Annotated in this window: 19 protein-coding genes and 4 tRNA genes; 8 read left to right on the forward strand and 15 right to left on the reverse strand. The window is 70.3% G+C overall.

Annotation, left to right across the window (positions count from 1 at the left end):
* Window positions 1–100 precede the first annotated feature (100 nt).
* The 4 genes from AB3M83_RS09010 to AB3M83_RS09025 form a co-directional block, all read right to left on the reverse strand.
* Window positions 101–1018 (reverse strand): hypothetical protein, encoded by a 918-nt coding sequence (locus tag AB3M83_RS09010; RefSeq protein ID WP_412947219.1) that lies wholly within the window; start codon window positions 1016–1018, stop codon window positions 101–103.
* Between the two features lie 126 nt (window positions 1019–1144).
* Window positions 1145–1216: transfer RNA gene (locus tag AB3M83_RS09015), tRNA-Val, on the reverse strand.
* 24 nt (window positions 1217–1240) lie between these two features.
* Window positions 1241–1314, reverse strand: a tRNA-Cys gene (locus tag AB3M83_RS09020).
* Window positions 1315–1371: 57 nt separating this feature from the next.
* Window positions 1372–1443, reverse strand: a tRNA-Gly gene (locus tag AB3M83_RS09025).
* Between the two features lie 148 nt (window positions 1444–1591).
* On the opposite strand from AB3M83_RS09025, the gene AB3M83_RS09030 reads away from it, so the two are divergent.
* Window positions 1592–1664, forward strand: a tRNA-Val gene (locus AB3M83_RS09030).
* Between the two features lie 22 nt (window positions 1665–1686).
* Here the strand turns inward: AB3M83_RS09030 and AB3M83_RS09035 are convergent.
* The 3 genes from AB3M83_RS09035 to zapE all read right to left on the reverse strand — a co-directional run bounded on the left by AB3M83_RS09035 (window position 1687) and on the right by zapE (window position 5061).
* The gene (locus AB3M83_RS09035; RefSeq protein WP_412947221.1) at window positions 1687–2436 is read right to left on the reverse strand and encodes an MBL fold metallo-hydrolase; all 750 of its coding nucleotides are present in this window, start codon (window positions 2434–2436) and stop codon (window positions 1687–1689) included.
* 156 nt (window positions 2437–2592) lie between these two features.
* Window positions 2593–3864, reverse strand: coding sequence for an ammonium transporter (locus tag AB3M83_RS09040; protein WP_412947224.1), 1272 nt, complete (start codon window positions 3862–3864; stop codon window positions 2593–2595).
* Window positions 3865–4029: 165 nt separating this feature from the next.
* Window positions 4030–5061, reverse strand: coding sequence for a cell division protein ZapE (zapE, locus tag AB3M83_RS09045; protein ID WP_412947225.1), 1032 nt, complete (start codon window positions 5059–5061; stop codon window positions 4030–4032).
* Between the two features lie 33 nt (window positions 5062–5094).
* Here zapE and AB3M83_RS09050 point away from each other — a divergent pair, with 33 nt between their 5' ends.
* Entirely contained in the window at window positions 5095–5796 is a 702-nt protein-coding gene (locus tag AB3M83_RS09050; RefSeq protein WP_412947227.1) for a dihydrofolate reductase family protein, read from the forward strand.
* Here the strand turns inward: AB3M83_RS09050 and AB3M83_RS09055 are convergent.
* Entirely contained in the window at window positions 5768–6988 is a 1221-nt protein-coding gene (locus AB3M83_RS09055) for an alpha/beta hydrolase family protein (protein ID WP_412947229.1), read from the reverse strand. The genes AB3M83_RS09050 and AB3M83_RS09055 overlap by 29 nt on opposite strands.
* A 25-nt stretch (window positions 6989–7013) precedes the next feature.
* On the opposite strand from AB3M83_RS09055, the gene AB3M83_RS09060 reads away from it, so the two are divergent.
* The 4 genes from AB3M83_RS09060 to AB3M83_RS09075 all read left to right on the forward strand — a co-directional run bounded on the left by AB3M83_RS09060 (window position 7014) and on the right by AB3M83_RS09075 (window position 12217).
* Complete coding sequence (locus AB3M83_RS09060) at window positions 7014–7598, forward strand: DUF3000 domain-containing protein (protein WP_412947230.1); 585 nt, start codon at window positions 7014–7016, stop codon at window positions 7596–7598.
* A complete protein-coding gene (locus tag AB3M83_RS09065; RefSeq protein ID WP_412947232.1) occupies window positions 7591–8787 on the forward strand; it encodes a ribonuclease D in 1197 nt (398 codons plus the stop codon). Before AB3M83_RS09060 ends, AB3M83_RS09065 begins: the two co-directional genes overlap by 8 nt.
* Window positions 8788–8858: 71 nt before the next feature.
* A complete protein-coding gene (locus tag AB3M83_RS09070; protein ID WP_412947235.1) occupies window positions 8859–10061 on the forward strand; it encodes a thiolase family protein in 1203 nt (400 codons plus the stop codon).
* An 11-nt stretch (window positions 10062–10072) separates the two neighbouring features.
* A complete protein-coding gene (locus tag AB3M83_RS09075; RefSeq protein ID WP_412947238.1) occupies window positions 10073–12217 on the forward strand; it encodes a 3-hydroxyacyl-CoA dehydrogenase NAD-binding domain-containing protein in 2145 nt (714 codons plus the stop codon).
* A 60-nt stretch (window positions 12218–12277) separates the two neighbouring features.
* On the opposite strand, the gene pepN is transcribed toward AB3M83_RS09075, so the two are convergent.
* From pepN to dut, 6 genes are all read right to left on the reverse strand, one after another.
* Window positions 12278–14779, reverse strand: a complete 2502-nt coding sequence (gene pepN / locus AB3M83_RS09080; protein WP_412947241.1) for an aminopeptidase N — start codon at window positions 14777–14779, stop codon at window positions 12278–12280.
* A 53-nt stretch (window positions 14780–14832) separates the two neighbouring features.
* Window positions 14833–16800, reverse strand: a complete 1968-nt coding sequence (gene dxs / locus AB3M83_RS09085) for a 1-deoxy-D-xylulose-5-phosphate synthase (RefSeq protein ID WP_412947243.1) — start codon at window positions 16798–16800, stop codon at window positions 14833–14835.
* A 74-nt stretch (window positions 16801–16874) separates the two neighbouring features.
* On the reverse strand, window positions 16875–19742 hold the full coding sequence (locus tag AB3M83_RS09090) for an aconitate hydratase (protein WP_412947245.1): 2868 nt from the start codon (window positions 19740–19742) through the stop codon (window positions 16875–16877).
* A 136-nt stretch (window positions 19743–19878) separates the two neighbouring features.
* A complete protein-coding gene (locus tag AB3M83_RS09095) occupies window positions 19879–20634 on the reverse strand; it encodes a DUF3159 domain-containing protein (protein ID WP_412947247.1) in 756 nt (251 codons plus the stop codon).
* Window positions 20631–21215 (reverse strand): DUF3710 domain-containing protein, encoded by a 585-nt coding sequence (locus tag AB3M83_RS09100; protein WP_412947249.1) that lies wholly within the window; start codon window positions 21213–21215, stop codon window positions 20631–20633. Before AB3M83_RS09100 ends, AB3M83_RS09095 begins: the two co-directional genes overlap by 4 nt.
* Window positions 21212–21661 (reverse strand): dUTP diphosphatase, encoded by a 450-nt coding sequence (gene dut / locus AB3M83_RS09105; RefSeq protein ID WP_412947252.1) that lies wholly within the window; start codon window positions 21659–21661, stop codon window positions 21212–21214. Before dut ends, AB3M83_RS09100 begins: the two co-directional genes overlap by 4 nt.
* Window positions 21662–21673: 12 nt before the next feature.
* Between dut and AB3M83_RS09110 the strand changes: the two genes are divergently transcribed.
* On the forward strand, window positions 21674–22153 hold the full coding sequence (locus AB3M83_RS09110) for a DUF3093 domain-containing protein (protein ID WP_412947255.1): 480 nt from the start codon (window positions 21674–21676) through the stop codon (window positions 22151–22153).
* Between the two features lie 50 nt (window positions 22154–22203).
* On the opposite strand, the gene AB3M83_RS09115 is transcribed toward AB3M83_RS09110, so the two are convergent.
* A complete protein-coding gene (locus AB3M83_RS09115; protein WP_412947257.1) occupies window positions 22204–22494 on the reverse strand; it encodes a DUF4193 domain-containing protein in 291 nt (96 codons plus the stop codon).
* A 217-nt stretch (window positions 22495–22711) separates the two neighbouring features.
* Between AB3M83_RS09115 and sepH the strand changes: the two genes are divergently transcribed.
* Entirely contained in the window at window positions 22712–23755 is a 1044-nt protein-coding gene (gene sepH, locus AB3M83_RS09120) for a septation protein SepH (RefSeq protein ID WP_412947260.1), read from the forward strand.

The following is a 23755-nucleotide window of genomic DNA, read 5'->3' on the forward strand; positions in this document are numbered from 1 at the left end:
AACGCGGGCGCAATCACGCGTCTTCTCTGACGCGCACCGAGGCTGAATGTGCGACTCCAGGCACGCGCCGCCGCGGCCAGATTTCCCTCCAACGCCGCGTTCACCGCGGCACCGGGATCGGAGTGAAGCCAGCCTGCGGCGATCCAATCTGTAGCTTCACCAACGTTTCGTCGGTCCGGAACGCGTTCCAAGTGCGGAAGAGGTAGAAAAGCGCCTGGCCAGGCAGGATGCGCCGAGATGCCCCAGCCTGTAGGTCGTTCGTCACACGGCGGGAAAGCGTCAGGAAGGGGTCACCAGGACCGTTCTGGATGCCATCCCGGATGCGATTGAAGAACTCTGCGGTGTCGTCGGTGTCGATCGCGGAGAACTCGAGGAAAGCCACCCCCAAGGCGCTCACCGGTAGACGCAGGTACCGATACATGGCGCGTGCATGTCGAGCAGCGAAGTCGACGTTCTCGATGCTCAGGACGGCGTCTGCCATCTCAGTCTTGGTGAGTTGCGTGCTGCCTCCGATGTGCGACGCGGCGTGTTTCACATCGCCCGCCTTCCAAGCGACGTGCAGTCGAGCGATTGCGCCGATGTCCTTCGCGTCCGCTTTCTCCGCAAGCCCGGTGATGATCAACATGTCCCCCGTGTTGCGAGCGGACCCCGAGTCGAGCACAACAAGAGCACTTTCACTGATCCCTCGTACGACGAGCACCCACGCTCCCCTGCCGGCCGCGATGATTGCGTGGCACCGGTTCTGCCCGTCGATCAACCGACCCGTCGTGTCGAACTTGATCGCCTCACCTGTGAGCACCCAGTTGTCGTTCTGGATGTCCCGCACGTAGCCGTTGATGCGGCTCTTCTTGACGTTGCGGTTGCGATCGATGTTCGCGGCGAGCCACCCCACCGCCATCTCTGGGGTCACGAAGACGTACTCGGCCGTCTCTCCATTTGGCCCGAGCGCGACAGTGCTCGAGCGCTCGGCAGATTCCTGTGTTGTTGCAGCTTCAACCGCTGCGTTTTCCCTGGTCATGGGGAAGTTCTACTGGGACAGCGGAGCGTTTGCACTATTGCACGGAGCGCGATAATGATCTTGCACGGATGTTGCACATCGACTTTCGGGCAACAAAAAACCCCCGGGTAACCGGGGGTTTGTCTGTGCGCGATACTGGGATCGAACCAGTGACCTCTTCCGTGTCAGGGAAGCGCGCTACCGCTGCGCCAATCGCGCCTGTGAAGGCTGTTGAGTTGTGAGTGGAGGTGGCGACGGGATTCGAACCCGTGTGGACGGCTTTGCAGGCCGCTGCCTAGCCACTCGGCCACGCCACCGTGTGTGGTTTGACCACGTGACGCGATCTCCCCGGAGAGGGAGATTCCCCACACTCGAGCGGATGACGAGATTCGAACTCGCGACCCTCACCTTGGCAAGGTGATGCGCTACCACTGCGCTACATCCGCGTGTCCCTGGTTTCCCTGGGCACTCGAATTACTTTAGACGAAGTTCGGTCGAGCGCAAAACCGATGGCACCCCGCGCGTGTCTCGCCGAGCGGTACGGAGACGCCGCGGCCATCCGGTATGCTCGATGACTGGCCCTCGTGGCCAGATGGGCGATTGGCGCAGTTGGTAGCGCGCTTCCTTCACACGGAAGAGGTCGTCGGTTCGAGTCCGGCATCGCCCACCGTCTTCTTCTCCGCCGAGCGTCAGTGCGCGCCGACCCGCCGTGCCTGCGCGACGGCCGTCCGGATGCCGTCGGTCCACGCCTCGCCGTGACCGGTGAGCACCAGCCGCGCATCGGTGGGCTCCAGCACCTCCAGCGAGTCCAGCGCCATCGCGGCATCCGTCGTCGCCGCCTGCGCGACGATCTGCGGCCCGGTCTCCCCGGTGTACGGATCCAGGGTGACGATCGCGTCCCCCGCCAGAAGGACGCCCGCCTGCTCGAACAGGAGCGCGCAGTGCCCGTCCGTGTGTCCCGGCGTCCACAGCGCACGCGGGCGTCCGGGCACGTCCACGGGCTCACCGTCGACGACGTCGGGCTGCGCATGCACGCCGCGCACCCCGAGCGCCCCTGCCGCCGCCATCGCCGCGATGACCGGCACTCCGCGGGGGTGGCTCAGCAGGTAGGGCACGCGGGCGGTCGCCGGCTTGTAGCTGTACGGATGCCGCGCGAGATGCTGATCCCTCGGGTGCACCACGACCCGGGCCCCCGCCCCGGACAGCCCCCGCGCCATCCCGACGTGGTCGAAGTGCCCGTGGGTGAGCACGACGGCGTCGATGTCGCTCTCCTGCGCGCCCAGGTGCCGGAGGAGCTCCGTCAGCGTCTTCCGCGTCCCCGGAAGCCCCGCGTCGACGAGCGTCAGCCCGTCGGCCGTCCGCACCAGATAGCAGTTCGTGTAGGCGGTCGTGAGGGCGAAGAACCCCGGCGCCACTTCGGTCCACGATGATTCGGCCATCCCCGCACGCTACGGACGCGCCCCGCGCGCCTCCCAGGGGATTGACTTGCCGCCGCAGCCTGTCGCAGGCGTCCGGCGGCCCGCGGCGTCAGCCCGCGGACACGGCGGACGGGGCGCCGCGGATCTCTCCGCGACGCCCCGTCCGGGACCAGCAGGTCAGGCCTTGGCGTCTGCCAGGGTGTAACCGGCCTCGCCGTGCACGACCGTGTCGATGCCGGCGATCTCGTCCTCGTTCTTCACGCGGAAGCCGATCGTCTTCTCGATCGCGAAGCCGATGACGTAGGCCAGCACGAAGGAGTAGACGAGAACCGCGACGGCGGCGATGGCCTGCACCAGCAGCTGCGTCAGGTCTCCGCCCATGAACAGGCCGGTGCCGCGGGCGAAGAAGCCCAGGTACAGCGTTCCGATGAGACCGCCGACGAGGTGGATGCCCACGACGTCGAGCGAGTCGTCGAAGCCGAGCTTGAACTTGAGCTCGACCGCGAGGGCGCAGACCACACCGGCGATGATGCCGAGGAGGATCGCCCAGATCGGGTCGATGGAAGCGCACGCCGGGGTGATGGCGACGAGACCCGCGACCGCACCGGACGCCGCGCCGACGGAGGTCGGCTTGCCGTCCTTGATCTTCTCCACGACGAGCCACGCCAGCAGCGCGGCGGCGGGAGCGGCGATGGTGTTGATGAACGCGAGTGCCGCAGTGCCGTCGGCGGCGAGCTCCGAGCCGGCGTTGAAGCCGAACCAGCCGAACCAGAGCAGACCGGCGCCGAGCAGGACGAACGGCGGGTTGTGCGGGACGTGGACGCCCTTCTGGAAGCCGACGCGCTTGCCGAGGACCAGCGCGAGGGCGAGGGCCGCCGCACCGGCGTTGATGTGGACAGCGGTTCCACCGGCGAAGTCGATCGCGCCGACGCCGAACGCCTCCTGCAGGCCGTGGGTGATCCAGCCGCCGTAGGCGAACGAACCGTCCTCGGCGAGGCCGAAGTTGAAGACCCAGCTCGCGACCGGGAAGTACACGACCGTCGCCCAGACACCGGCGAAGACCATCCAGGCGCCGAACTTGGCGCGGTCGGCGATCGCGCCGGAGACCAGCGCCACGGTGAGGATCGCGAACGTGGCCTGGAAGCACACGAAGGCCATCGGCGGGTACGTCGCGTCCTCCGCCACCGGCTCGAGCAGGCTGGTGAGGCCGATGGCGTTCCAGTCGATCGCCCAGGGACCGAGGGTGCCCTCAGCACCGGGGAAGGCGATCGCATAGCCGAAGACGACCCACAGGACGCCGATCAGGCCGAGTGCGCCGAAGCTCATCATCATCATGCTGATGACGCTCTTCGCCTTGACGAGGCCGCCGTAGAAGAACGCCAGCCCGGGCGTCATCAGCAGGACGAATGCGGCCGCGATGAGTATGAATGCTGTGTTGCCTTGATCCATCTCGAAGGAAACCTCTCTGCAGGGACGCAGGTGTCGCGTCGGGTGTCCCCAGTGTCGAGGTCGCCAGTTTCGCCCGGCGGCGCAACCGTGTTTCGCGTCCGTTACGTCGGTGCCGCTCGCGTAAACATCAGGTTTCGCGCTGCCGCTGAAGCGGCGTGGAGGAGCTCAGGAGTGGGTGAGAGCCACCATGCGCGAGATGGCGCGCAGGTACTTCTTGCGGTACCCGCCGCCGAGCATGTCCTCGCCGAAGACCTGGTCGAGGGCGACACCGGTCGCACGGATCGGGATCTGCGCGTCGTACGCGCGGTCCACGAAGGCGACGAGCCGCAGCGCCGCCGACTGGTCGTCCAGCGTGAACACGTCACGGATGCCGATCTCCCCGATCCCCTCGATGAGACGGATGTACCGGGACGGGTGCACGGTCGCGAGGTGCCGGACGAGGTCCGCGAACGCGTCGTCCGTCGCGGGGGCGGAGCCTGCGGCATCCGACACCGCCTTCTCGTAGGCGGATGCCGTCAGCACCACGGCGTGCCCGTCGACAGCGCGCTGACGGTAGTCGGTGCCGTCGATGCGGATCGTCTGGAAGTTGTCGGACATCGCGTGGATCTCGCGGAGGAAGTCCTGCGCGGCGAACCGCCCCTCGCCGAGCGCGTTCGGCGGGGTGTTGGATGTCGCGGCCAGCTTCGTGCCGGTGGGGACCAGCTCGCCGATGAGGCGCGTCATGACCATCGTGTCGCCGGGATCGTCGAGCTCGAACTCGTCGATGCAGAGGAGGTCGGCGCCGCGGAACAGCTCCACGGTCTTCTGGTATCCCATGGCGCCGACGAGCGCGGTGTACTCGATGAACGACCCGAAGTACTTCCGGCGGGCCGGCATCGCGTGATAGATCGAGGCGAGCAGGTGCGTCTTGCCGACGCCGAAGCCGCCGTCGAGGTAGAACCCGGGCTTCATCTCGGGCGCGCGCTTGGCACGCCGGAAGAAGCCGCCCTTCGCGGCGGGGCCGGCTGTCGCGCCGCTGAAGCGCGCGAGCACGTCCTTCGCCTCCTGCTGCGACGGGTACTGCGGGTCGGCCCGGTAGGTGTCGAACGTCGCCCCGTCGAACTGGGGCGGCGGCACGAGGGCGGCGACCATCTCGGCTCCGCTGACCTGTGGGTGACGTTCGCTCAGATGCACGATTCCGGCGGAGGCGAGGGACACCCTCCAACCCTAGCGGCGTGCGAGGATGACGGCGTGTTGGTCACCGAGGTGCTGCCGGGATCCGGCGAGAGAACGGATGCCGCGACCCCCGAGGGCCGCGCCTGGCTGGCCCGGCGCTACGCCCGGGACGACCGGGGATACGTGCGGGTGAACATGATCACGACGCTGACGGGCGCCGCGGCGGGAGCCGATGGCACGAGCGACACTCTCACGAACCGCGTCGACCGCGCCATCCTCGGCGTCATCCGGGCGGATGCAGACGTCGTCGTCGTCGGGGCGCAGACGGTGCGGGCCGAGGGATACGTCCTTCCGCGTCGCTCGCGGCTCGCCGTCGTCTCGACCTCGGGCAACCTCGCCGGTCATCGGCTCTCCCTCGATCCCGACGGAACCGACGACCAGGTGCTGGTCATCCTCCCGGCGGGCGCCCCAGCCCCGCCGGCCCTGCACGGGCTGACCGTGGTGCGGCTTCCCGGCGAGGGTCCGATCGCGGCATCCGGCATCGTCGCCGCGCTGACCGGCCGAGGGCTCCGGCGCATCGTGTGCGAGGGCGGCCCGTCGCTGGCATCGCAGTTCGCCGGGGCCGGGCTCGTCGACGAGTTCTGCGTGACCGCGGCGCCCGCGCTCGTCCCCGCCGCGTCGCCGTTCCTCGACCTCGCCGAGCGCATCGCGACCGAGCCGGTCGGGATGCTCGTCGACGAGGACGGGTTCAGCTACCTGCGACTGCAGCGCCCGTGAGCCCGTGCCGCGCGAGCCAGCCGTGGACGGCGGCGGCCCAGCGCTCCTCGTCGTAGTTCCACAGCTTGGTGTGGCCGGCGACCTCGAACTCCTCGAACTCCACGAGCTCGGGTCGTGCGGCGTGCAGCAGCCGTGACGCGTCCGGCGGGACGAAGTCGTCGCCGTTGCTGTGCAGGATCAGGGTGGGCGAGGTCAGCTCGGCGGCCCGCGACACGAGATCGAGCTCGTCGAACGGGATGGCGACGTCCGAGCCGGTGAGTCGGCCCGCCCAGGAGCGCCCGAGGGCGTCGAGCGCGACCTTCGCGAGCGGCCCCGGCAGGCCCATCAGACGCGCCTGATGGGTGAGCACCTGCCGCCAGTCGACGACGGGGGAATCGAGCACGATCCCCGCGATCAGGTCGCGGTGCGCGGAGTTCAGCGCGACCTGCAGGACGACCGCCCCGCCCATCGACCATCCGAACAGGACCACGCGACGAGCGCCCCGGCGCCGGGCCGAGGCGATGGCCTGGTCGATATCGCTCCACTCGGTCGCCCCGAGCGCAGAGGTGCCGCCGGCCGATGGCGGCGCTTCGCCGTCGTTGCGGTAGGACGCGATCAGCGAGGTGATCCCGGCGGCATGGAAGACGGGGACGGCCCGGAGGCTCTCGGAGCGCGTCGTCCCCCGGCCGTGGACGTGGATCGCCCAGACATCGGTGGGCGCCGGTGCGGGGAACACCCACGCCGGGGCCGGACCGAGCGAGGTGGGGACACTGATCGACTCGAAGGGCAGATGCAGCTCCTCCGGACGGGTGAAGTACCAGCCGCTGAACGCCGCCGCCCCCGAGAGCCGGTCATCGGCGCCGATCTGGGTGAGGAGCTTCCGGGTCACCGTGGCGTCGTCGGCGGTGAGGACCGTGCCGAGCTTCAGATAGTCCTGCGTCCCGGTGGTGAACAGCCCGTACCGACCGGGCAGGACCGTCTGCGCGGTGCGGTCCAGCGTGATCGTCTGCGCGGCCGTGTCGACGTCGACGAGCCGGGTGTCCGCGACGCGGGCCGCCGGCGTCACCACCTGACGCGCGGCGCGGCCGGCGAGGAAGGCGAGCAGCCCCGTCACGCTGACGAGGGCGGTGGTCAGCGCCACGACCGCTCCGCGCACCAGCGCGACGGAGCCGGGTCGGGCACCGTCGGGCACGGCGCGCCTGGAAGCCTTCATGGTCCCGCCATTCTAGTCTGTCGGCGTGAATCAACCCCCGGGAGCCACTCCCGCCTTCACCGCCGCCGGTGAGGCGCTGCGCGCTCAGCGGTTCCGCGATGACTTCGTCGTCCGCGAGATCCCTGCGCCCGGCTCGCTCGCCCCCGAGGCGATCGCTTTCGCGGGTGACGTCCGGCCCGAGGCGGACGGGGTCGACTCGCCGTTCGGCACGGGCCGCATCGTGATCCTGCACGACGCCGACGAGCCGGACTCCTGGGGCGGGCCGTGGCGCATCGTGTGTTTCGCGCAGGCTCCCCTCGAACCCGAGATCGGCACCGATCCGCTGCTCGCGGACGTCGCGTGGTCGTGGCTCGTGGACGCCCTGAGCACGCGCGACGCCGCCTTCTCGGCGGCATCCGGGACGGCGACGAAGACGCTGTCGAAGGGCTTCGGGACGCTCGCCGCCGAGGGGGATGGCGCACAGATCGAACTGCGCGCGTCGTGGTCGCCTGCCGGCGACCTCACGCGCCACATGGACGCCTGGGCGGAGCTGGTCTGCATGCTGGCCGGCCTGCCGCCCGGGTCGGAGGACATCGCCGTATTCGGCGGGCAGCGGAGCTTACGTGACTGAGTACGACGTCATCGCCGATCGGGATTCGGCGGCCGAAGCGGCGGCCGCCCTCGCGGCCGGTACGGGACCTGTGGCCGTCGACGTGGAGCGGGCGTCCGGGTTCCGGTACTCGCAGCGCGCCTACCTGATCCAGGTGTTCCGGCGGGGCGCGGGTGTGTTCCTGTTCGACCCACCCGCCATCGGCGACCTCTCCCCCCTGCAGGACGCGATCGGCGACCTCGAATGGGTCCTGCACGCCGCGAGCCAGGACCTGCCGTCGCTGCGGGAGGACGGCCTCGAACCGCCGCGCATCTTCGACACCGAGCTGGCCGCGCGGCTGCTCGGTCACGAGCGCGTCGGCCTGGGCGCGGTGGTGGAGGACACCCTCGGCATCGCTCTCGCGAAGGCCCATTCGGCCGCGGACTGGTCGACGAGACCGCTGCCGCAGTCCTGGCTCGAGTACGCCGCACTCGATGTCCTCCACCTGATCGACGTCCGCGACGCCCTCGTCGCGGAACTGGCCGAGCAGGGCAAGACCGCCTTCGCCGAGGAGGAGTTCGAGGCGGTCCGCGTGCGTCCGCCGAAGCCGCCCCGCGAAGAGCCCTGGCGCCGACTGAGCGGACTGCACAGCGTCCGCGGCCGCCGGGCGCTCGCGATCGCCCGCGCGCTCTGGACCGCCCGCGAGGAGTTCGCCCGCGAGGAGGACGTCTCCCCCGGCCGCCTCGTGCCCGATCGCGCACTCGTCGCCGCCGTCGCCGCCAACCCCGCGACGAAGGCCGACCTCGCCCGGGTGAAGGACTTCACCGGCCGCGCGAGCCGCGCGCAGCTCGACCGGTGGTGGGCCGCGATCGAGGCGGGTCGCGCCGACCCCCTCCTCCCGTCCGAACGAGGATCCGGGGACGGGATGCCGCCGCCCCGCGCCTGGGCGGATCGGAACCCGCCCGCCGATGCACGTCTGAAGGCGGCGCGTCCCGCCGTCGAGGCGCAGGCGGCCGAGCTCGGCATGCCGACGGAGAACCTCCTCACCCCGGACACGCTGCGGCGCGTCGCGTGGTCTCCGCCGGCCGAGATCACGCCCGAGACCGTCGGCGCTGCGCTTGCAGAGCATGGCGCGCGCGGCTGGCAGATTGCACAGACCGCACAGGTGATCGCCGCCGCCTTTGTGGAATCCGTGCATGCGGCCGAGGACGTGCCCGAGGACGGTTCGTAGGTTCGACCCAACCGATTTTTCCCGTGCCACGGGCTCCCTAGGCTGGAGAAATCCCAACCATTGGAGGCAGTGTGGCCGAGCTTTCGGACGTCTATTTCGTCGACGGAATGCGCACCCCGTTCGGGCGCGCCGGCGAGAAGGGCATGTACTGGAACACCCGGGCCGATGACCTCGCCGTCAAGGCGACGATCGGCCTGATGGCGCGAAACCCGGCGGTTCCGGCGGAGCGGGTCGATGACGTCGCCATCGCTGCGACGAGCCAGACCGGCGAGCAGGGGCTGACGCTGGGCCGGTCGGTCGCGATCCTCGCGGGTCTCCCCCAGACGGTGCCCGGATTCGCCATCGACCGCATGTGCGCGGGGGCGATGACGAGCGTCACCACCATGGCCGGATCGATCGGCGTCGGCATGTACGACATCGCCCTGGCCGGCGGTGTCGAGCACATGGGGCACTATCCGATCGGCGGCAACGCCGATCCGAACCCGCGCTTCGTCGCGGAGAAGATGGTCGACCCCGGCGCCCTCAACATGGGCGTGACGGCGGAGCGCATCTTCGATCGCTACCCGCAGCTCACCAAGGAGCGCTCCGACCGCTTCGGCATGCTGAGCCAGCACAAGGCACAGGCCGCGTACGAGGCCGGGAGGTTCCAGGCCGACCTCGTTCCGGTCGCCATCAAGGATGCGGAAGGCGCCTGGGGACTCGCCACCGAGGACGAGGGCCGCCGCCCGCAGACGACGATGGCGGACCTCGCCGCACTCAAGACGCCCTTCCGCCCGCACGGCCGCGTCACCGCCGGCACCTCCTCGCCCCTGACCGACGGCGCGACGATGTCGCTGCTCGCCGGCGGCGGCGCCGTGAAGGAGCTCGGCTTGACGCCCAAGATGCGGATGGTCTCGTACGCGTTCGCCGGTGTGCAGCCCGAGATCATGGGCATCGGTCCCATCCCGTCCACGGAGAAGGCGCTGCGAAAGGCGGGACTCACGATCGGCGACATCGGCCTGTTCGAGCTGAACGAGGCCTTCGCCGTCCAGGTCCTCTCGCTGCTCGACCACTTCGGCATCGCCGACGACGACCCGCGGGTGAACCAGTGGGGCGGTGCGATCGCCCTCGGCCACCCCCTCGCGGCATCCGGCGTGCGCCTGATGATCCAGCTCGCCGCCCAGTTCGCCGAGCGACCCGATGTCCGCTACGGCCTCACGGCCATGTGCGTCGGGCTCGGTCAGGGCGGCTCGGTCATCTGGGAGAACCCGCACTACAACGGCAAGAAGAAGTAAGGCACCTGCGAATGACGAACTACGACCAGATCGATTTCTCGCCCCTGCTCGCCCTCTCGGACAGCGAGGTCGTGACGCAGTCGCCCGTCCGCGACATCACCCTCGCCAGCGGCGCGGTGCTCGCCCTCATCACGCTCGACAACGGTCGGGACCACACGCGGCCGAACACGCTCGGCCCCGCGACCCTCACCGCACTCGGGCAGACCCTGGACAGCCTGCGGGCGCGCGCCGCCGCGGGAGAGATCCAGGCGGTCGGCATCACCGGCAAGCAGTACATCCTCGCGGCCGGCGCCGACCTGAGCGAGGTCAGCAGCGTCGGCTCGAAGGACAACGCCCGCCTCATCGCGCAGCTGGGGCACCACGTCCTCGGCAAGCTGTCCGAGCTCGGTGTCCCCTCGTTCGCCTTCGTGAACGGGCTCGCGCTCGGCGGCGGTCTCGAGATCGCGCTCAACTCGTCCTACCGCACGGTGGACGCGTCGGCGGCGGCGATCGCGCTGCCCGAGGTGTTCCTCGGGATCATCCCGGGCTGGGGCGGCGCCTACCTCCTGCCGAACCTCATCGGCATCGAGAACGCGCTCGAGGTGGTGATCTCGAACCCGCTCAAGCAGAACCGGGTGCTCAAGCCGGCGCAGGCGTTCGACCTGGGCATCATGGACGCCATCTTCCCCGCCGCGACCTACCTCGAGGACTCCCTCCGCTGGGCCGACGGCGTGCTGGGCGGCACCGTCAAGGTCCCGCGGAAGAACGAGCCGGGAAAGATCGAGCGACTCACGAAGTGGCCCCTGGCCATCAAGGTCGCGCGCACCATGCTCGAATCGAAGATCGGCACCATGCCGCGCTCGCCCTACGCCGCGCTCGACCTGCTCGACAAGGCGAGGAGCGGCACGAAGGCGGAGGGCTTCGCCCGCGAGGACGAGGCCCTTGCGGACCTCGTGACCGGCGACCAGTTCGCGGCCTCGATGTACGCCTTCGACCTGGTCCAGAAGCGGGCCAAGCGTCCCGTCGGCGCCCCCGACAAGACCCTCGCGAAGAAGGTCACCAAGGTGGGCGTCATCGGCGCCGGACTGATGGCGAGCCAGTTCGCGCTGCTGTTCGTCCGGAAGCTGCGGGTCCCCGTGCTCATCACCGACCTCGACCAGGCGCGGGTGGACAAGGGCGTCGCCTACATCCACAAGGAGATCGGCAAGCTGGAGGCGAAGGGCCGCGTGGACGCGGACACCGCGAACCAGCTGCGGGCCCTCGTGACCGGGACGACCGACAAGAGCCGGTACGCGGACTGCGACTTCGTCATCGAGGCGGTCTTCGAAGAGGTCGGCGTGAAGCAGTCCGTCTTCGCCGAGATCGAGGCCGTCGTCGCGGACGACGCCATCCTGGCCACGAACACCTCCTCGCTCTCGGTCGCGGAGATCGGCGCGAAGCTGGCGCACCCCGAGCGCCTCGTGGGCTTCCACTTCTTCAACCCGGTCGCCGTCATGCCGCTGATCGAGATCGTGAAGACGTCGACGACGTCGGATGCCGCCCTCTCGACGGCGTTCGTCGTCGCGAAGGGCCTCGGCAAGAACGCCGTCCTCGCCGCCGACGCCCCCGGGTTCGTCGTGAACCGCCTGCTCGCCAAGGTCATGGGAGAGGCCGCGCGCGCCGTGTACGAGGGGACCCCGGTCGCCGACGTGGAGAAGGCCTTCGGTCCGCTGGGCCTGCCCATGGGCCCGTTCCAGCTCATCGACCTGGTCGGCTGGAAGGTCGCCGCGCACGTGCAGGACACGATGGTGACGGCCTTCCCGGAGCGGTTCTACGCCAACGAGAACTTCCACGACCTCGCGGAGCTCTCGGAGGTCGTCGAGAAGGACAAGGGCGGCCGCGTCACCGGGTTCACCAAGCAGGCGGACCGGATCGTCAAGAAGGCCGCCGGGTCGACGGCCACCCCTGCGGCGGAGATCCTCCGGCGGGTGCAGGACGGGCTGGCACAGGAGATCAGACTCATGCTGGACGAGGGCGTCGTCCCGGAGGTCGAGGACATCGACCTCTGCCTGATCCTCGGCGCCGGCTGGCCCTTCATCGACGGCGGGGCGACGCCCTACCTCGACCGCGAGGGCGCGAGCGAGCGGGTCTTCGGCGGGACCTTCCACAACCCGCCCATCCGAGGCATCGCCGGCTGACGGCTGCAACGCGCGACGGCCCCGGGTCTTCGGCTCGGGGCCGTCGCGCGTGCCGAAACCTCAGGCGGTGAGCGACGCCTGCGCGGCCCGCACCCGCAGGTCCCGCGCGAGGTGGTCGCGCTGCTCGAGCGCGATCCGTCGCAGGGATGCGGCGGCATCCCGGTTCGCCTCGAGCCAGGCGTCCACGTCGCCCGTCGAGTCGGATGCCGGGAACAGCCCCCGGACGAGGCGCGCCGCGATCTCGATGCTGCGTTCCTCCCACGCCGGACGGATGCGCGCGAAGTAGTCGGCGTCGAAACCCGCGACGAGATCGCGGCGGCCGCCGGCGCGAGCGCCGCGGATCGTCGCGTCGAGGTGGTCGTTGGTCAGTGAGTCGTCCTCCCAGGCGGCGCGCCACGCAGCCGCGCGTACGCCTGCATCGGGCCGTGCCGCGAGCACCGCGAGCTGCGCCGTGCGCCCGGTCGCCGTCGCGTCGCGCGCGAACTCGGCCGCGGCATCCGCCTCGCCGGCGTGCCCGGTCGCCGCCAGCGCCAGCAGCCACGACCAGCGCAGCTCGGGATCGAGGGAGAGGCCGTCAGGCGCCGCGATGTCGCCCGCCAGCATGCCGGCCATCTCCGCCGCGCGGACGTCGCTGTGCTCGGCGGCCGACCCCACCGCGCGGGCCCAGACGAGCTGCTCGTCGGAGCCGGGCGCCGCGTCGTGCAGCGCCCGCCAGGCTCCGTCGAGCCAGCCGGCGGCGCCCGCCGCCCGATCCGCGTCCGGCAGGTAGTGCGACACGGCGAACGCCGCATGGCCGAGCACGTCGGCGAGGAGGGCGGGGTTGGCTTCGCGTGGTGCGTGCTCGGCCGCGACCCCGAGGTAGCGCGCCGCGGCCATCTCGCCGTCCCGCGTCGCGTTCCACAGCGCCGCCCACACGACACCGCGGGTCACGGCGTCCGGGAGGGTCGACAGGCCGGCCGCGACCGCTGCCGTGGAACGCTCGTCGAGACGCACCTTCGCATAGGAGCGGTCGTCGTCGTTGGCGATGATCAGGTCGGCGTCGGCCAGCACGGGCGCGGTCACCGGCGTCCTCTCGCCCGTGACGTCGACGGTGATCTCTCCCCGGGGCACGAGCCGCGCATCGGCCAGGTCGTACCGGCCGAGCCGCAGCCGGTGCGGACGGGCGATGTCCTGGACGACGGCGAGCGGGGCGCGTTCGACGCGGACCGTCGGGATGCCGGTGGTCTCGAGCCACGCGGCACTCCACGCCCGCAGGTCACGGCCGGACGCGGCTTCGAGCGCGGTCAGCAGGTCGTGGAGCGTCGTGTTGCCGTACGCGTGGTCTGCGAAGTAGCGCCGGGCGCCGCGGAAGAACGCCTCCTCGCCGACGAAGCCGACGAGCTGCTTCAGCACCGACGCCCCCTTGGCGTAGGTGATCCCGTCGAAGTTCAGCTTCGCGGCCTCGAGGTCCACGATGTCCGCGACGATCGGGTGGGTGGTCGGGAGCTGGTCCTGCGTGTACGCCCATCCCTTCCGGCGGCTGGCGAAGGTGACCCAGGCGTCCGGGAACCCGCCCGCGGCTGCCGCGACATGCGATCCCATGAAATCGGCGAACGACTCCTTCAGCCAGAGGTCGTCCCACCACCGCATCGTCACGAGATCGCCGAACCACATGTGCGCCATCTCGTGCAGGATCGTGTTCGCGCGCGCTTCGCGCTGTGCCCGTGTCGCCCTGCCGCGGAAGACGTATCCCTCGGTGAAGGTGACGAGGCCCGGATTCTCCATGGCCCCGAGGTTGTACTCGGGCACGAAGATCTGGTCGTACTTCCCCCACGGGTACTGCTGCCCGAACTGCTCCGTGAAGAACGCCAGGCCGCGGCGGGTGATGTCGAGGATCTCGTCCGCCTCCAGGTGCGGAGCGAGCGAGGCGCGGCACAGCACGCCCAGGTCGACCGCCTGCTCCTCGCCCTCCCATCGACCCGCCACCCGGGCGTAGGGACCGGCGGCGACAGCCGTGATGTAGCTCGACAGGGGCGGCGTCTCGGCGAACTCGACGGCGACACCGCCCTCGACGTCGGCCCGGCCGGTCTCGGCGAAGTTCGAGAGCACGGTCCACCCTGCCGGGGCCGTGACGCGGAACGACCACCGAGCCTTCAGGTCGGGCTGCTCGAAGCACGGGTACACGCGTCGGCAGTCGGCCGGTTCGTACTGCGTGTAGAGGTAGACGGCCTCGTCGACCGGATCGACGAAGCGGTGCAGCCCTTCGCCGGATCGGCTGTAGCGCCCGCGGGCGCGCACGCGGACGGTGTTCTCCGCCCCGAGTCCACGGACGCGGATGCGCGCGCCGTCCCACTCGACCGGCTGCTCGACGCCGTTGACCTCGACCTCGTCGACCGCCTCGCCGAGGAAGTCGATCCAGGTCTCGTCCGCGGACGCCGCGAATCGGAGCGTGCTCACGGTCGAGAAGGCGGCGGCGCCGGCATCCGTCGCCGATCGCAGGTCGAGGGCGACCTGAACGGTGCGGAGATCGATGACGGCGGCGCGCTGGGCGGTTTCTTCCCGGGTGAGGTTCGCAGTGCTCATCCGACCATCGTTCCACGCCGGCCGGCGCCGGGATGCCCGCCGCCGACGCTCGGCTACGACGAGGCGGTGTCGCCGTTCCGGCGGGCCTCCACGGGCGACGGGGTCCACAGCGAGTCCTCGTCGGACTGGCGCGCGATCGGGACACGGGTGCCGAGGACCTGCGCGACGACGTCCTGCGCGATCTTCGACGCGGTGAGTCCGACCTCCTCGAAGATCTGCTCGCGGGTGGCGTGGTCGATGAACTCGTCGGGGACGCCCAGCTCGTCGACGGCGGTCGAGACACCGGCCTCGCGGAGCACCTGACGCACCCGCGTGCCGACGCCGCCCACGCGGATGCCGTCTTCGATCGTGATCACCAGTCGGTGGGCACGAGCAAGCTCGACGATCGCGGGCTGGATCGGCACCGCCCATCGCGGATCGACGACGGTCGCCCCGATGCCCTGCGCACGCAGGCGCCGGGCGACGTCGATGGCGAGGTGCGCCATCGGGCCGATCCCGACCAGGAGGACGTCCTCGGCACCGCTGCGGTACAGCACGTCGGTGCCGTCGGCGAGCCGTTCGAGAGCGCTCAGCGCCTCGGGCACGGCTCCCTTGGGGAACCGGACCACCGTGGGAGCGTCCTCGACGGTCACGGCCTCGTCGAAGAGCTCGCGCAGGCGCTCCTCGTCCCGCGGTGCGGCGATGCGGATGCCGGGGACGAGCTGCAGCATCGCGAGATCCCACACGCCGTGGTGGCTGGGCCCGTCCGGTCCGGTGACACCGGAACGGTCGAGCACGAAGGTGACGCCCGCCCGGTGGAGGGCGACGTCCATGAGCACCTGGTCGAACGCCCGGTTCATGAAGGTGGCGTACAGGGCCACGACGGGGTGGAGCCCGCCGTAGGCGAGGCCGGCTGACGAGGCGACGGCGTGCTGCTCGGCGATGCCGACGTCGTAGACCCGATCCGGGAACCGCTGCGCGAACGCCTGCAGCCCGGTGGGCCGCAGCATCGCGGCGGTCATGGCGATCACCTTCGGGTCCCGCTCCCCCGCGGCGACCAATGCCTGCGAGAAGACGTCCGTCCAGGCGACCGCATCCGAGCCGCCCAGCGGCTCGCCCGTCGTGGGATCGATCTTGCCGACGGCGTGGAACTGGTCGGCTTCGTCCCGCCGTGCCGGTTCGTACCCGCGCCCCTTCTCCGTGATCGTGTGCACAAGGACCGGGGCGCCGTACTCCTTCGCGAGGCGGAGGGTCTCCTCGAGGGCCTCGAGGTCGTGGCCGTCGATCGGCCCGAGGTACTTGATGTCGAGGTTCGAGTAGAGGGCGGCGTTGTTCGTGAACCGGGACAGGAAGCCCCGGGTGCCGCCGCGCACGCCGCGGTAGACCGCGCGGCCGATGGGTCCGAGAGACCGGAAGACGGTGTCCGAGCCGCGGCGCAGGTTCTCGTACGTGTCCGCCGTGCGGACGCGATTGAGGTAGCGCGCCATGCCGCCGATCGTCGGAGCGTAGGAGCGGCCGTTGTCGTTGACGACGATCACGAGGTTGCGGTCGTTGTCGTCGGAGATGTTGTTGAGCGCCTCCCACGTCATCCCGCCGGTGAGCGCGCCGTCGCCGACGACCGCCACGACGTGGTTGTCCTTGCGCCCGGTGCGGGTGAAGGCGCGGGAGATGCCGTCGGCCCAGCTGAGCGAGCTGGACGCGTGCGACGATTCGACGACGTCGTGCTCGCTCTCGGCGCGCTGCGGGTAGCCGGCGAGACCGCCGCGGGAGCGGAGCTTCGAGAAGTCCTGCCGGCCGGTGAGCAGCTTGTGCACGTAGGACTGGTGCCCGGTGTCGAAGATGATCGGGTCGTTCGGGGAATCGAACACGCGGTGCAGGGCGATCGTCAGTTCGACCACGCCGAGGTTCGGCCCCAGGTGTCCGCCGGTGCGCGCGACGTTCTCGACGAGGAAACCGCGGACCTCTTCGGCGAGAGTGCGGAGCTCCTCGTGCGAGAGCCCATCGAGGTCGCGAGGACCGCGGATGCTCTCCAGAAGACTCATGCACCGAGTCTACGCGGGCCCGAACGCCGAGAACCCCGACTCCGGACGGGAGTCGGGGTTCTCGATGCGGTCGCTCAGACGAGCGAGCGCAGCACGTACTGCAGGATGCCGCCGTTGCGGTAGTAGTCGGCCTCACCGGGGGTGTCGATGCGGACGACCGCGTCGAACTCGACCGTCTCCTTGCCCTCGGGCGAGAACTCGCTCGGCTCCGCGGTGACCCGGACCGTCTTGGGCGTGACGCCCTCATTGAGCTGCTCGAGTCCCGTGATCGAGACGATCTCGGTGCCGTCCAGGCCGAGCGACGACCAGCTCTCGCCTGCCGGGAACTGCAGCGGGACGACGCCCATGCCGATGAGGTTGGAGCGGTGGATGCGCTCGAAGCTCTCGGTGATGACGGCCTTCACCCCGAGCAGGCTCGTGCCCTTGGCCGCCCAGTCACGCGACGAACCGGAGCCGTACTCCTTGCCGCCGAACACGACGAGCGGGGTGCCCTGCTCCTGGTAGTTCATGCTCGCGTCGAAGATGAACGACTGCGGGCCGCCGGCCTGGGTGAAGTCGCGGGTGTACCCGCCCTCGACCACCTGGCCGCCGTTGACGGCGGCGACGAGCTCGTTCTTCAGCCGGATGTTCGCGAACGTCCCGCGGATCATCACCTCGTGGTTGCCGCGGCGCGACCCGTAGGAGTTGAAGTCCTTCTGCGCGACGCCGTGCTCGATCAGGTACTGCGCAGCGGGGGTGCCCGCCTTGATGTTGCCCGCCGGGCTGATGTGGTCGGTCGTGACCGAGTCGCCGAGGGTCGCCATGACGCGCGCGCCGGTGATGTCGGCGACCGGGGTGAGGTCCATCGACATGCCCTCGAAGTACGGCGCCTTGCGGACGTAGGTCGAGTCCTCGTCCCACTCGAAGATCGGCCCGGTGGGGGTCGGCAGCGTCTTCCAGCGCTCGTCGCCGTCGAACACCGTCGCGTACTGCTTGATGAACTGCTCGCGCGAGATCGACGAGTCGATGATCTCCTGCACCTCGTCGGAGGCGGGCCAGATGTCCTTCAGGAAGACATCGTTGCCGTCGGAGTCCTTGCCGAGCGCGTCGGTCTCGAAGTCGAAGTTCATCGAGCCGGCCAGCGCGTACGCGACCACGAGGGGCGGCGACGCGAGGTAGTTCATCTTCACGTCGGGGCTGATGCGTCCCTCGAAGTTGCGGTTGCCCGAGAGGACGGCGGTGACGGCGAGGTCGTTGTCGTTGACCGCCTGCGACACCTCGTCGATCAGCGGACCGGAGTTTCCGATGCAGATCGTGCAGCCGTAGCCGACGGTGTAGAAGCCGAGACCTTCGAGGTCCTTGTCGAGTCCGGACTTCTCGTAGTAGTCGGTGACGACCTTCGAGCCGGGGCCGAGCGTGGTCTTGACCCACGGCTTCTGGGTGAGCCCCTTCGCGCGCGCCTTGCGTGCGAGAAGGCCCGCAGCGATCATCACGGTCGGGTTGGAGGTGTTGGTGCACGACGTGATGGCGGCGAGGGTCACCGCGCCGTTGTCGAGGAGGTACGGCGCGCCCTCGGGCGGGGTGACGGTGACCGGGTTGGATGCCGGGTGGCTCGACCCGCTGAACGACAGCACCGACTCCGCGTGCTGGGCCTCGTGCTGGTGCGACACGCCGTCGGCGGAGACGTGCTCGCGCTCCACGCCCGGCGCGGTGCCGGGGTCGGAGGCCGGGAACGTGCCCTCGACCTCGACGGAGTCCTCCGCGGCCACGGCGGCGTAGTTGAGGATGTCCTGCTGGAACTGCGACTTGGCCTCGGAGAGCAGGATGCGGTCCTGCGGACGCTTCGGGCCGGCGATGGAGGGGACGACCGTGGAGAGGTCGAGTTCCATGTACTCGCTGAAGACGGGCTCGACGTCGGCGTCGTGCCAGAGCGACTGCTCCTTCGCGTACGCCTCGACGAGGGCGACGGTCTTCTCGTCGCGTCCGGTGAGACGCAGGTAGTCCAGCGTGACGTCGTCGATCGGGAAGATGGCCGCGGTCGAACCGAACTCGGGGCTCATGTTGCCGATGGTGGCCCGGTTCGCGAGGGGCACCTCGGCGACGCCGGCGCCGTAGAACTCGACGAACTTGCCGACGACGCCGTGCTTGCGCAGCATGTCGGTGATCGTGAGGACGACGTCGGTCGCCGTGACGCCGGCAGGGATCTCGCCGCTCAGCTTGAACCCGACGACGCGCGGGATGAGCATCGAGACGGGCTGGCCGAGCATGGCCGCCTCGGCCTCGATGCCGCCGACGCCCCAGCCCAGCACGCCGAGGCCGTTGACCATCGTGGTGTGCGAGTCGGTGCCCACGCAGGTGTCGGGGTAGGCGCGCAGCACGCCGTCGACGTCACGGTCGTAGATGACCTTCGCCAGGTGCTCGATGTTCACCTGGTGGACGATGCCGGTGCCCGGGGGGACGACCTTGAAGTCGTCGAACGCGGTCTGGCCCCAGCGCAGGAACTGGTAGCGCTCGCCGTTGCGCTCGTACTCGATCTCGACGTTGCGCTCGAGGGCGTTCTCCGTGCCGAAGAGGTCGGCGATGACGGAGTGGTCGATGACCATCTCGGCCGGCGACAGCGGGTTGATCTTGTTGGGGTCCCCGCCCAGCGCGGTGACGGCCTCACGCATGGTGGCGAGGTCGACGATGCAGGGCACGCCGGTGAAGTCCTGCATCACGACGCGCGCCGGCGTGAACTGGATCTCGGTGTTCGGCTCCGCCGCGGCATCCCACGACCCGAGCGCCTCGATCTGCTCCTTGGTGACGTTCGCGCCGTCCTCGGTGCGGAGGAGGTTCTCCAGCAGCACCTTGAGGCTGAACGGGAGCTTCTCGTGGCCGGCGACCGTGTCGATCCGGAAGATCTCGTAGTCGGTGTCGCCGACCGTCAGTGTGCTCTTGGCACCGAAGCTGTTCACAGTGGACACGTGTGCTCTCCTTCATCGGCGGGCGCAGACACGCACAGCCTGCGGACCTATCTTCCCCGCGGTCGGCGTCGGCGGCTAGTGAGGCGCGCCTTACCCGGACGGGAGTCGAATTTATCTTGATGTCGAGATAAATCTATCACGCCGCCGGGCGCGGATACAGCGCTCGCACGGCGAGCCACGTGACCGCGACGAGCGGTGCGAACAGGGGCAGCCCCATGATCAGCTTGAGGGTGCCGAGCGTCGCCACCGCGTCGGCGCCGGCCAGGTACAGCGGGTACTGCACGGCCAGACGCACGTAGAACAGGGCTGCCCACGCCAGGGCGAGCCAGAAGAACACCCGGCGCTTGCGCCGGTCGGCCCGCCATGCGACGCCCTCATTCATGAGGAAGCCCACGGCGAGCCCGATGAGCGACCAGCCGACGAGGGCGGAGACGAGGAACGCCGTGCCGTAGACGGCGTTCGTGATGAGCCCGGGGACGAAGTTGTCCTCTCCGCGCCCGGTGAACAAGGCGAGCCCCGCGGCGACGCCGGCTGCGACGAGACCGCCGAAGGCCGCCGTGGCAGGTGAGCGCTGCACGAGTCGGATCACCGTGAACACGACCGCGAGACCCACTGATCCGGCGAGCGACACGACGAGGTTCTGATCGGACACCGTGTACAGCACGATGAACGCGAGGCCCGGCAGAACGGACTCGGCGACGCCGCGCCAGCCGCCCATCGCATGCCACACGACATGGCCCGTGCTCGCCTCGGCCGAGGGGTCCAGCCCGGCGCGGCGCGCCGCGCCGCCCAGCGCCTCGGCGAGCAGGTCTGATGCGGTCGGCTCGGGGGGCTCGAGGCCCGGCCGGTCCGGCTGCTCCGGCGCCGGACCGCGAGGGTCCTCGGCGGTCATGCGCCGCCGGGCGATGCCGGCATCTTGAGCGGGATGAGGTCGCGGGGCGGCATCGGGGTGTTGCCGCGCACCACGACGATCGACCGGAACAGGTCCTCGACCTGACCTGCGGCATCCAGGTCGGATGCCGCGGCGCCCCCGATCACGCCGCGCAGGAACCAGCGCGGACCGTCCACTCCGATGAAGCGGGCGAGCCGCTTGCCCGCGCCGCCCTCGGCGCCGACGACGGGCACCTCGGCGAGCAGCTCCGGCCCGAGCGGGCCCTCGCGTTCTTCGACACGACCGCCCTGCTGACGGATCTGCTGGCGGATCTGCTCGCGCGTCTCCTCCCACAGGCCGCTCGAACGCGGCGCCGCGAAGGGCTGCACCTGCAGCGTCGACCCGGCGTAGTCGAGTCCGACGGCGACGATGCGCTTGGTCTGCTCCTCGACCTCGAGACGGAGGTTCAGCCCTTCGCGGGGCATGACCTTGACACCGCCCAGGTCGATGTAGGGGCGGACGGGGTTCGCCTCCGACTCGTCGAAGGGTCCGTTCTCGGCCCGATCGCTCGGGGCCGACTTGATCGCGCTCTCGTCGCTCATGCGGGTTGTCCTGTCGTGTATCCGGTGGAGCCGAAGCCGCCCTCGCCCCGAGCGGTGTCGGGCAGGGCGTCGACGGGGATGAAGTTCGCGCGCGGCACGGGCATGACGATCAGCTGCGCGATGCGGTCGCCCGGAGCGACGTCGAACGCGTGGTCGGCATCCGTGTTGAGCAGGGACACCTTGATCTCGCCGCGGTAGCCGGCGTCGACCGTGCCGGGCGCGTTCACGATGGTGATGCCGTGCTTGGCGGCGAGACCGCTGCGCGGGACGACGAACGCCACATAGCCCTCGGGCAGCGCGATGCGCACGCCCGTCCCGATCAGCGCGCGCTGCCCCGGCTCGAGCCGAGCGGCCTCCGCCGCGACGAGGTCGGCGCCGGCGTCACCCGGGTGGGCGTAGACGGGGACATGTGCCGAGATAATGGGAACGTCCACGGTATCCATCACCCCCCGAGGCTAATGCACAACGCCGACCGCACCACGTCCACCGCCGCCCCGTCCTATCGTGAGCGGCTGAGCCCCTCGCTGTGGGTGCTGGTCAGCGCTGCCGTCTGCGCACCCATGGCCGCGATCGTCTTCGCGCCGCTCGACGGCACGATCGCGCTCGCGGTGGGCTTCGCGGTGGGTGCCGCCATCGTCGTGGCCCTCCTCGCGACCGCCCCGACGATCGCCGTCGTCGACGGCGTCCTGCGGGTCGGCCGCGCTCGGATCCCGGTCAGCGACCTGGGCACGCCCGAACCCCTCGAAGGCCAGGCGGCGCGCAGCGCGCGCGGCCCGGAGCTCGGACGCGACGACTGGCATCTGCTCCGCGGCGGCGTCGACGGGGTCGTCCGCGTCCCCGTCACCGACGTGGAAGACCCCGCCACGCACTGGGTGTTCTCGTCGCGCACACCCGATCGGGTGGCGGCGATGATCACCCGCGCACAGCGGGGCCGTTGAGCATCAGGCCAGCCGGGGCTTCACGCCGGCTGGCCGGGGACCTTCGTCGGTCAGGCGCACTCGGTGCAGATGGCGCCGACGGAGGTCTGGTGGTCGATCTGGGTGCGGTGCTTCACGAGGAAGCACTCGACGCAGGTGAACTCGTCCTCCTGCGGAGGCAGGACGACGACGTCGAGGTCGACGTCGGAGAGGTCGGCGCCGGGAAGGTCGAAGGCCGCCGGGTTGTCAGCGTCCTCGACGTCCACCGACCCGGACAGCTTGTCCGGGACCCGCTCCTTCAGCGCCTCGATCGACTCGCTGTCGTCTTCGGTCTTGCGGGGAGCGTCGTAGTCCGTGGCCATTCGAGAATGTCTCAACTTTCGGGTGTTGCTGGGGGAGGCGCCCGATCGGGCGGCCATAGTTTGCATCACGGACCGCTGAATCGCAAATGGGATTCGCGTCCGCCGCCCCCTTTCAGAGGGACGCCTGCACAAACTCGCGGCGCGCCCGCGATATTCCCCTCGCCTGGCGGGCACCGTGCGAGCATTGCTGGACACGCTGGATCTGGAGGGTGTTCGCATGGAACAGCTCAAAGTCATCGGCACCGAAGACGGTCGACTGATGCTCGCGACCGAATCGGGCGACCGTTTCTCGCTCGCCGTCGACGAAGCGCTGCGCGCGCAGCTGCGCCGGCTGCAGCGCGACGCCGAACCGCGCACGAACCGCCCGAACCCCCGGGACATCCAGGCGCACATCCGCGCGGGCATGTCCGCGGACGAGGTCGCCGAGCTGCTCGGCATCCGTCTCGAGGACGTGCAGCGGTTCGAGGGTCCGGTCCTCGCGGAACGCGAGCACATCGTCGGTCAGGCGCTGGCCGTCACCGTCCTCATCGGCGGCGAGCTCGACCCGGGTGCACAGCCGACGTTCGGCAACGCCGTCCGGGCCAAGCTGGCCGAGGCGGGTGCCACGGGCGAACGCTGGACGAGCTGGCGCGACTCGAACGGCTGGGTCGTCAAGCTCGAGTTCTCGGCCGGCGACGTCGACCACGACGCCCGGTGGAGCTTCGATCCGCGACGGTCGACCCTCTCCCCGCAGAACTCGGATGCCGTTCAGCTCTCGCGCCAGGGCTCGCTGCCCGAGGGGCTCATCCCGCGGCTGCGCGCGCTGGACTCGTCGCCGCTGAAGGACGCCACCCGCTTCGACAGTGGAGCCTTCGGCCCGCGCGGGGTCGTCGAGCCCGAAGCGGACATCGAGAACCCCGAGCCCCGTGCCTCCTCCTCCCCCGCCGTGCAGCAGGCCGCCATCAAGCGGGCACCGGACGCGCCGGTCGCGTCCGCCGAGACGGCGGACCTGCTCGAGGCGCTCCGGCGCCGGCGCGGACAGCGCGAGTCGATGCCGGGCGAACGCCGCGCCGAGGAGCCCGCTCACTCCCCCGTCGCCCTGTTCGATGCACTCGAGCCCGGCTACGAGGTTTCGGCCGAGCCGGAGTCGCCGGATTCCGGCGAGGCCCAGCCCGAGTCGGACGCCGCCGACGCCCCGACCGAACAGACCCGCCGCAAGGGCCGGACGTCGATGCCGTCCTGGGACGAGATCGTGTTCGGCGCCCGCACCGAGGACGGCTGA

It is taken from the genome of Microbacterium pasadenense, assembly GCF_047246565.1.
GTDB lineage: Bacteria > Actinomycetota > Actinomycetes > Actinomycetales > Microbacteriaceae > Microbacterium.

Coding starts and splice junctions, on each gene's coding strand:
- AB3M83_RS09010 (WP_412947219.1), bottom strand. CDS start 1,018: ATGACCAGGGAAAACGCAGCGGTTGAAGCTGCAACAACACAGGAATCT.
- AB3M83_RS09040 (WP_412947224.1), bottom strand. CDS start 3,864: ATGGATCAAGGCAACACAGCATTCATACTCATCGCGGCCGCATTCGTC.
- pepN (WP_412947241.1), bottom strand. CDS start 14,779: ATGAGCACTGCGAACCTCACCCGGGAAGAAACCGCCCAGCGCGCCGCC.
- sepH (WP_412947260.1), top strand. CDS start 22,712: ATGGAACAGCTCAAAGTCATCGGCACCGAAGACGGTCGACTGATGCTC.
- AB3M83_RS09110 (WP_412947255.1), top strand. CDS start 21,674: ATGCACAACGCCGACCGCACCACGTCCACCGCCGCCCCGTCCTATCGT.
- dxs (WP_412947243.1), bottom strand. CDS start 16,800: ATGAGTCTTCTGGAGAGCATCCGCGGTCCTCGCGACCTCGATGGGCTC.
- AB3M83_RS09115 (WP_412947257.1), bottom strand. CDS start 22,494: ATGGCCACGGACTACGACGCTCCCCGCAAGACCGAAGACGACAGCGAG.
- AB3M83_RS09095 (WP_412947247.1), bottom strand. CDS start 20,634: ATGACCGCCGAGGACCCTCGCGGTCCGGCGCCGGAGCAGCCGGACCGG.
- AB3M83_RS09055 (WP_412947229.1), bottom strand. CDS start 6,988: ATGAAGGCTTCCAGGCGCGCCGTGCCCGACGGTGCCCGACCCGGCTCC.
- AB3M83_RS09035 (WP_412947221.1), bottom strand. CDS start 2,436: ATGGCCGAATCATCGTGGACCGAAGTGGCGCCGGGGTTCTTCGCCCTC.
- AB3M83_RS09100 (WP_412947249.1), bottom strand. CDS start 21,215: ATGAGCGACGAGAGCGCGATCAAGTCGGCCCCGAGCGATCGGGCCGAG.
- AB3M83_RS09075 (WP_412947238.1), top strand. CDS start 10,073: ATGACGAACTACGACCAGATCGATTTCTCGCCCCTGCTCGCCCTCTCG.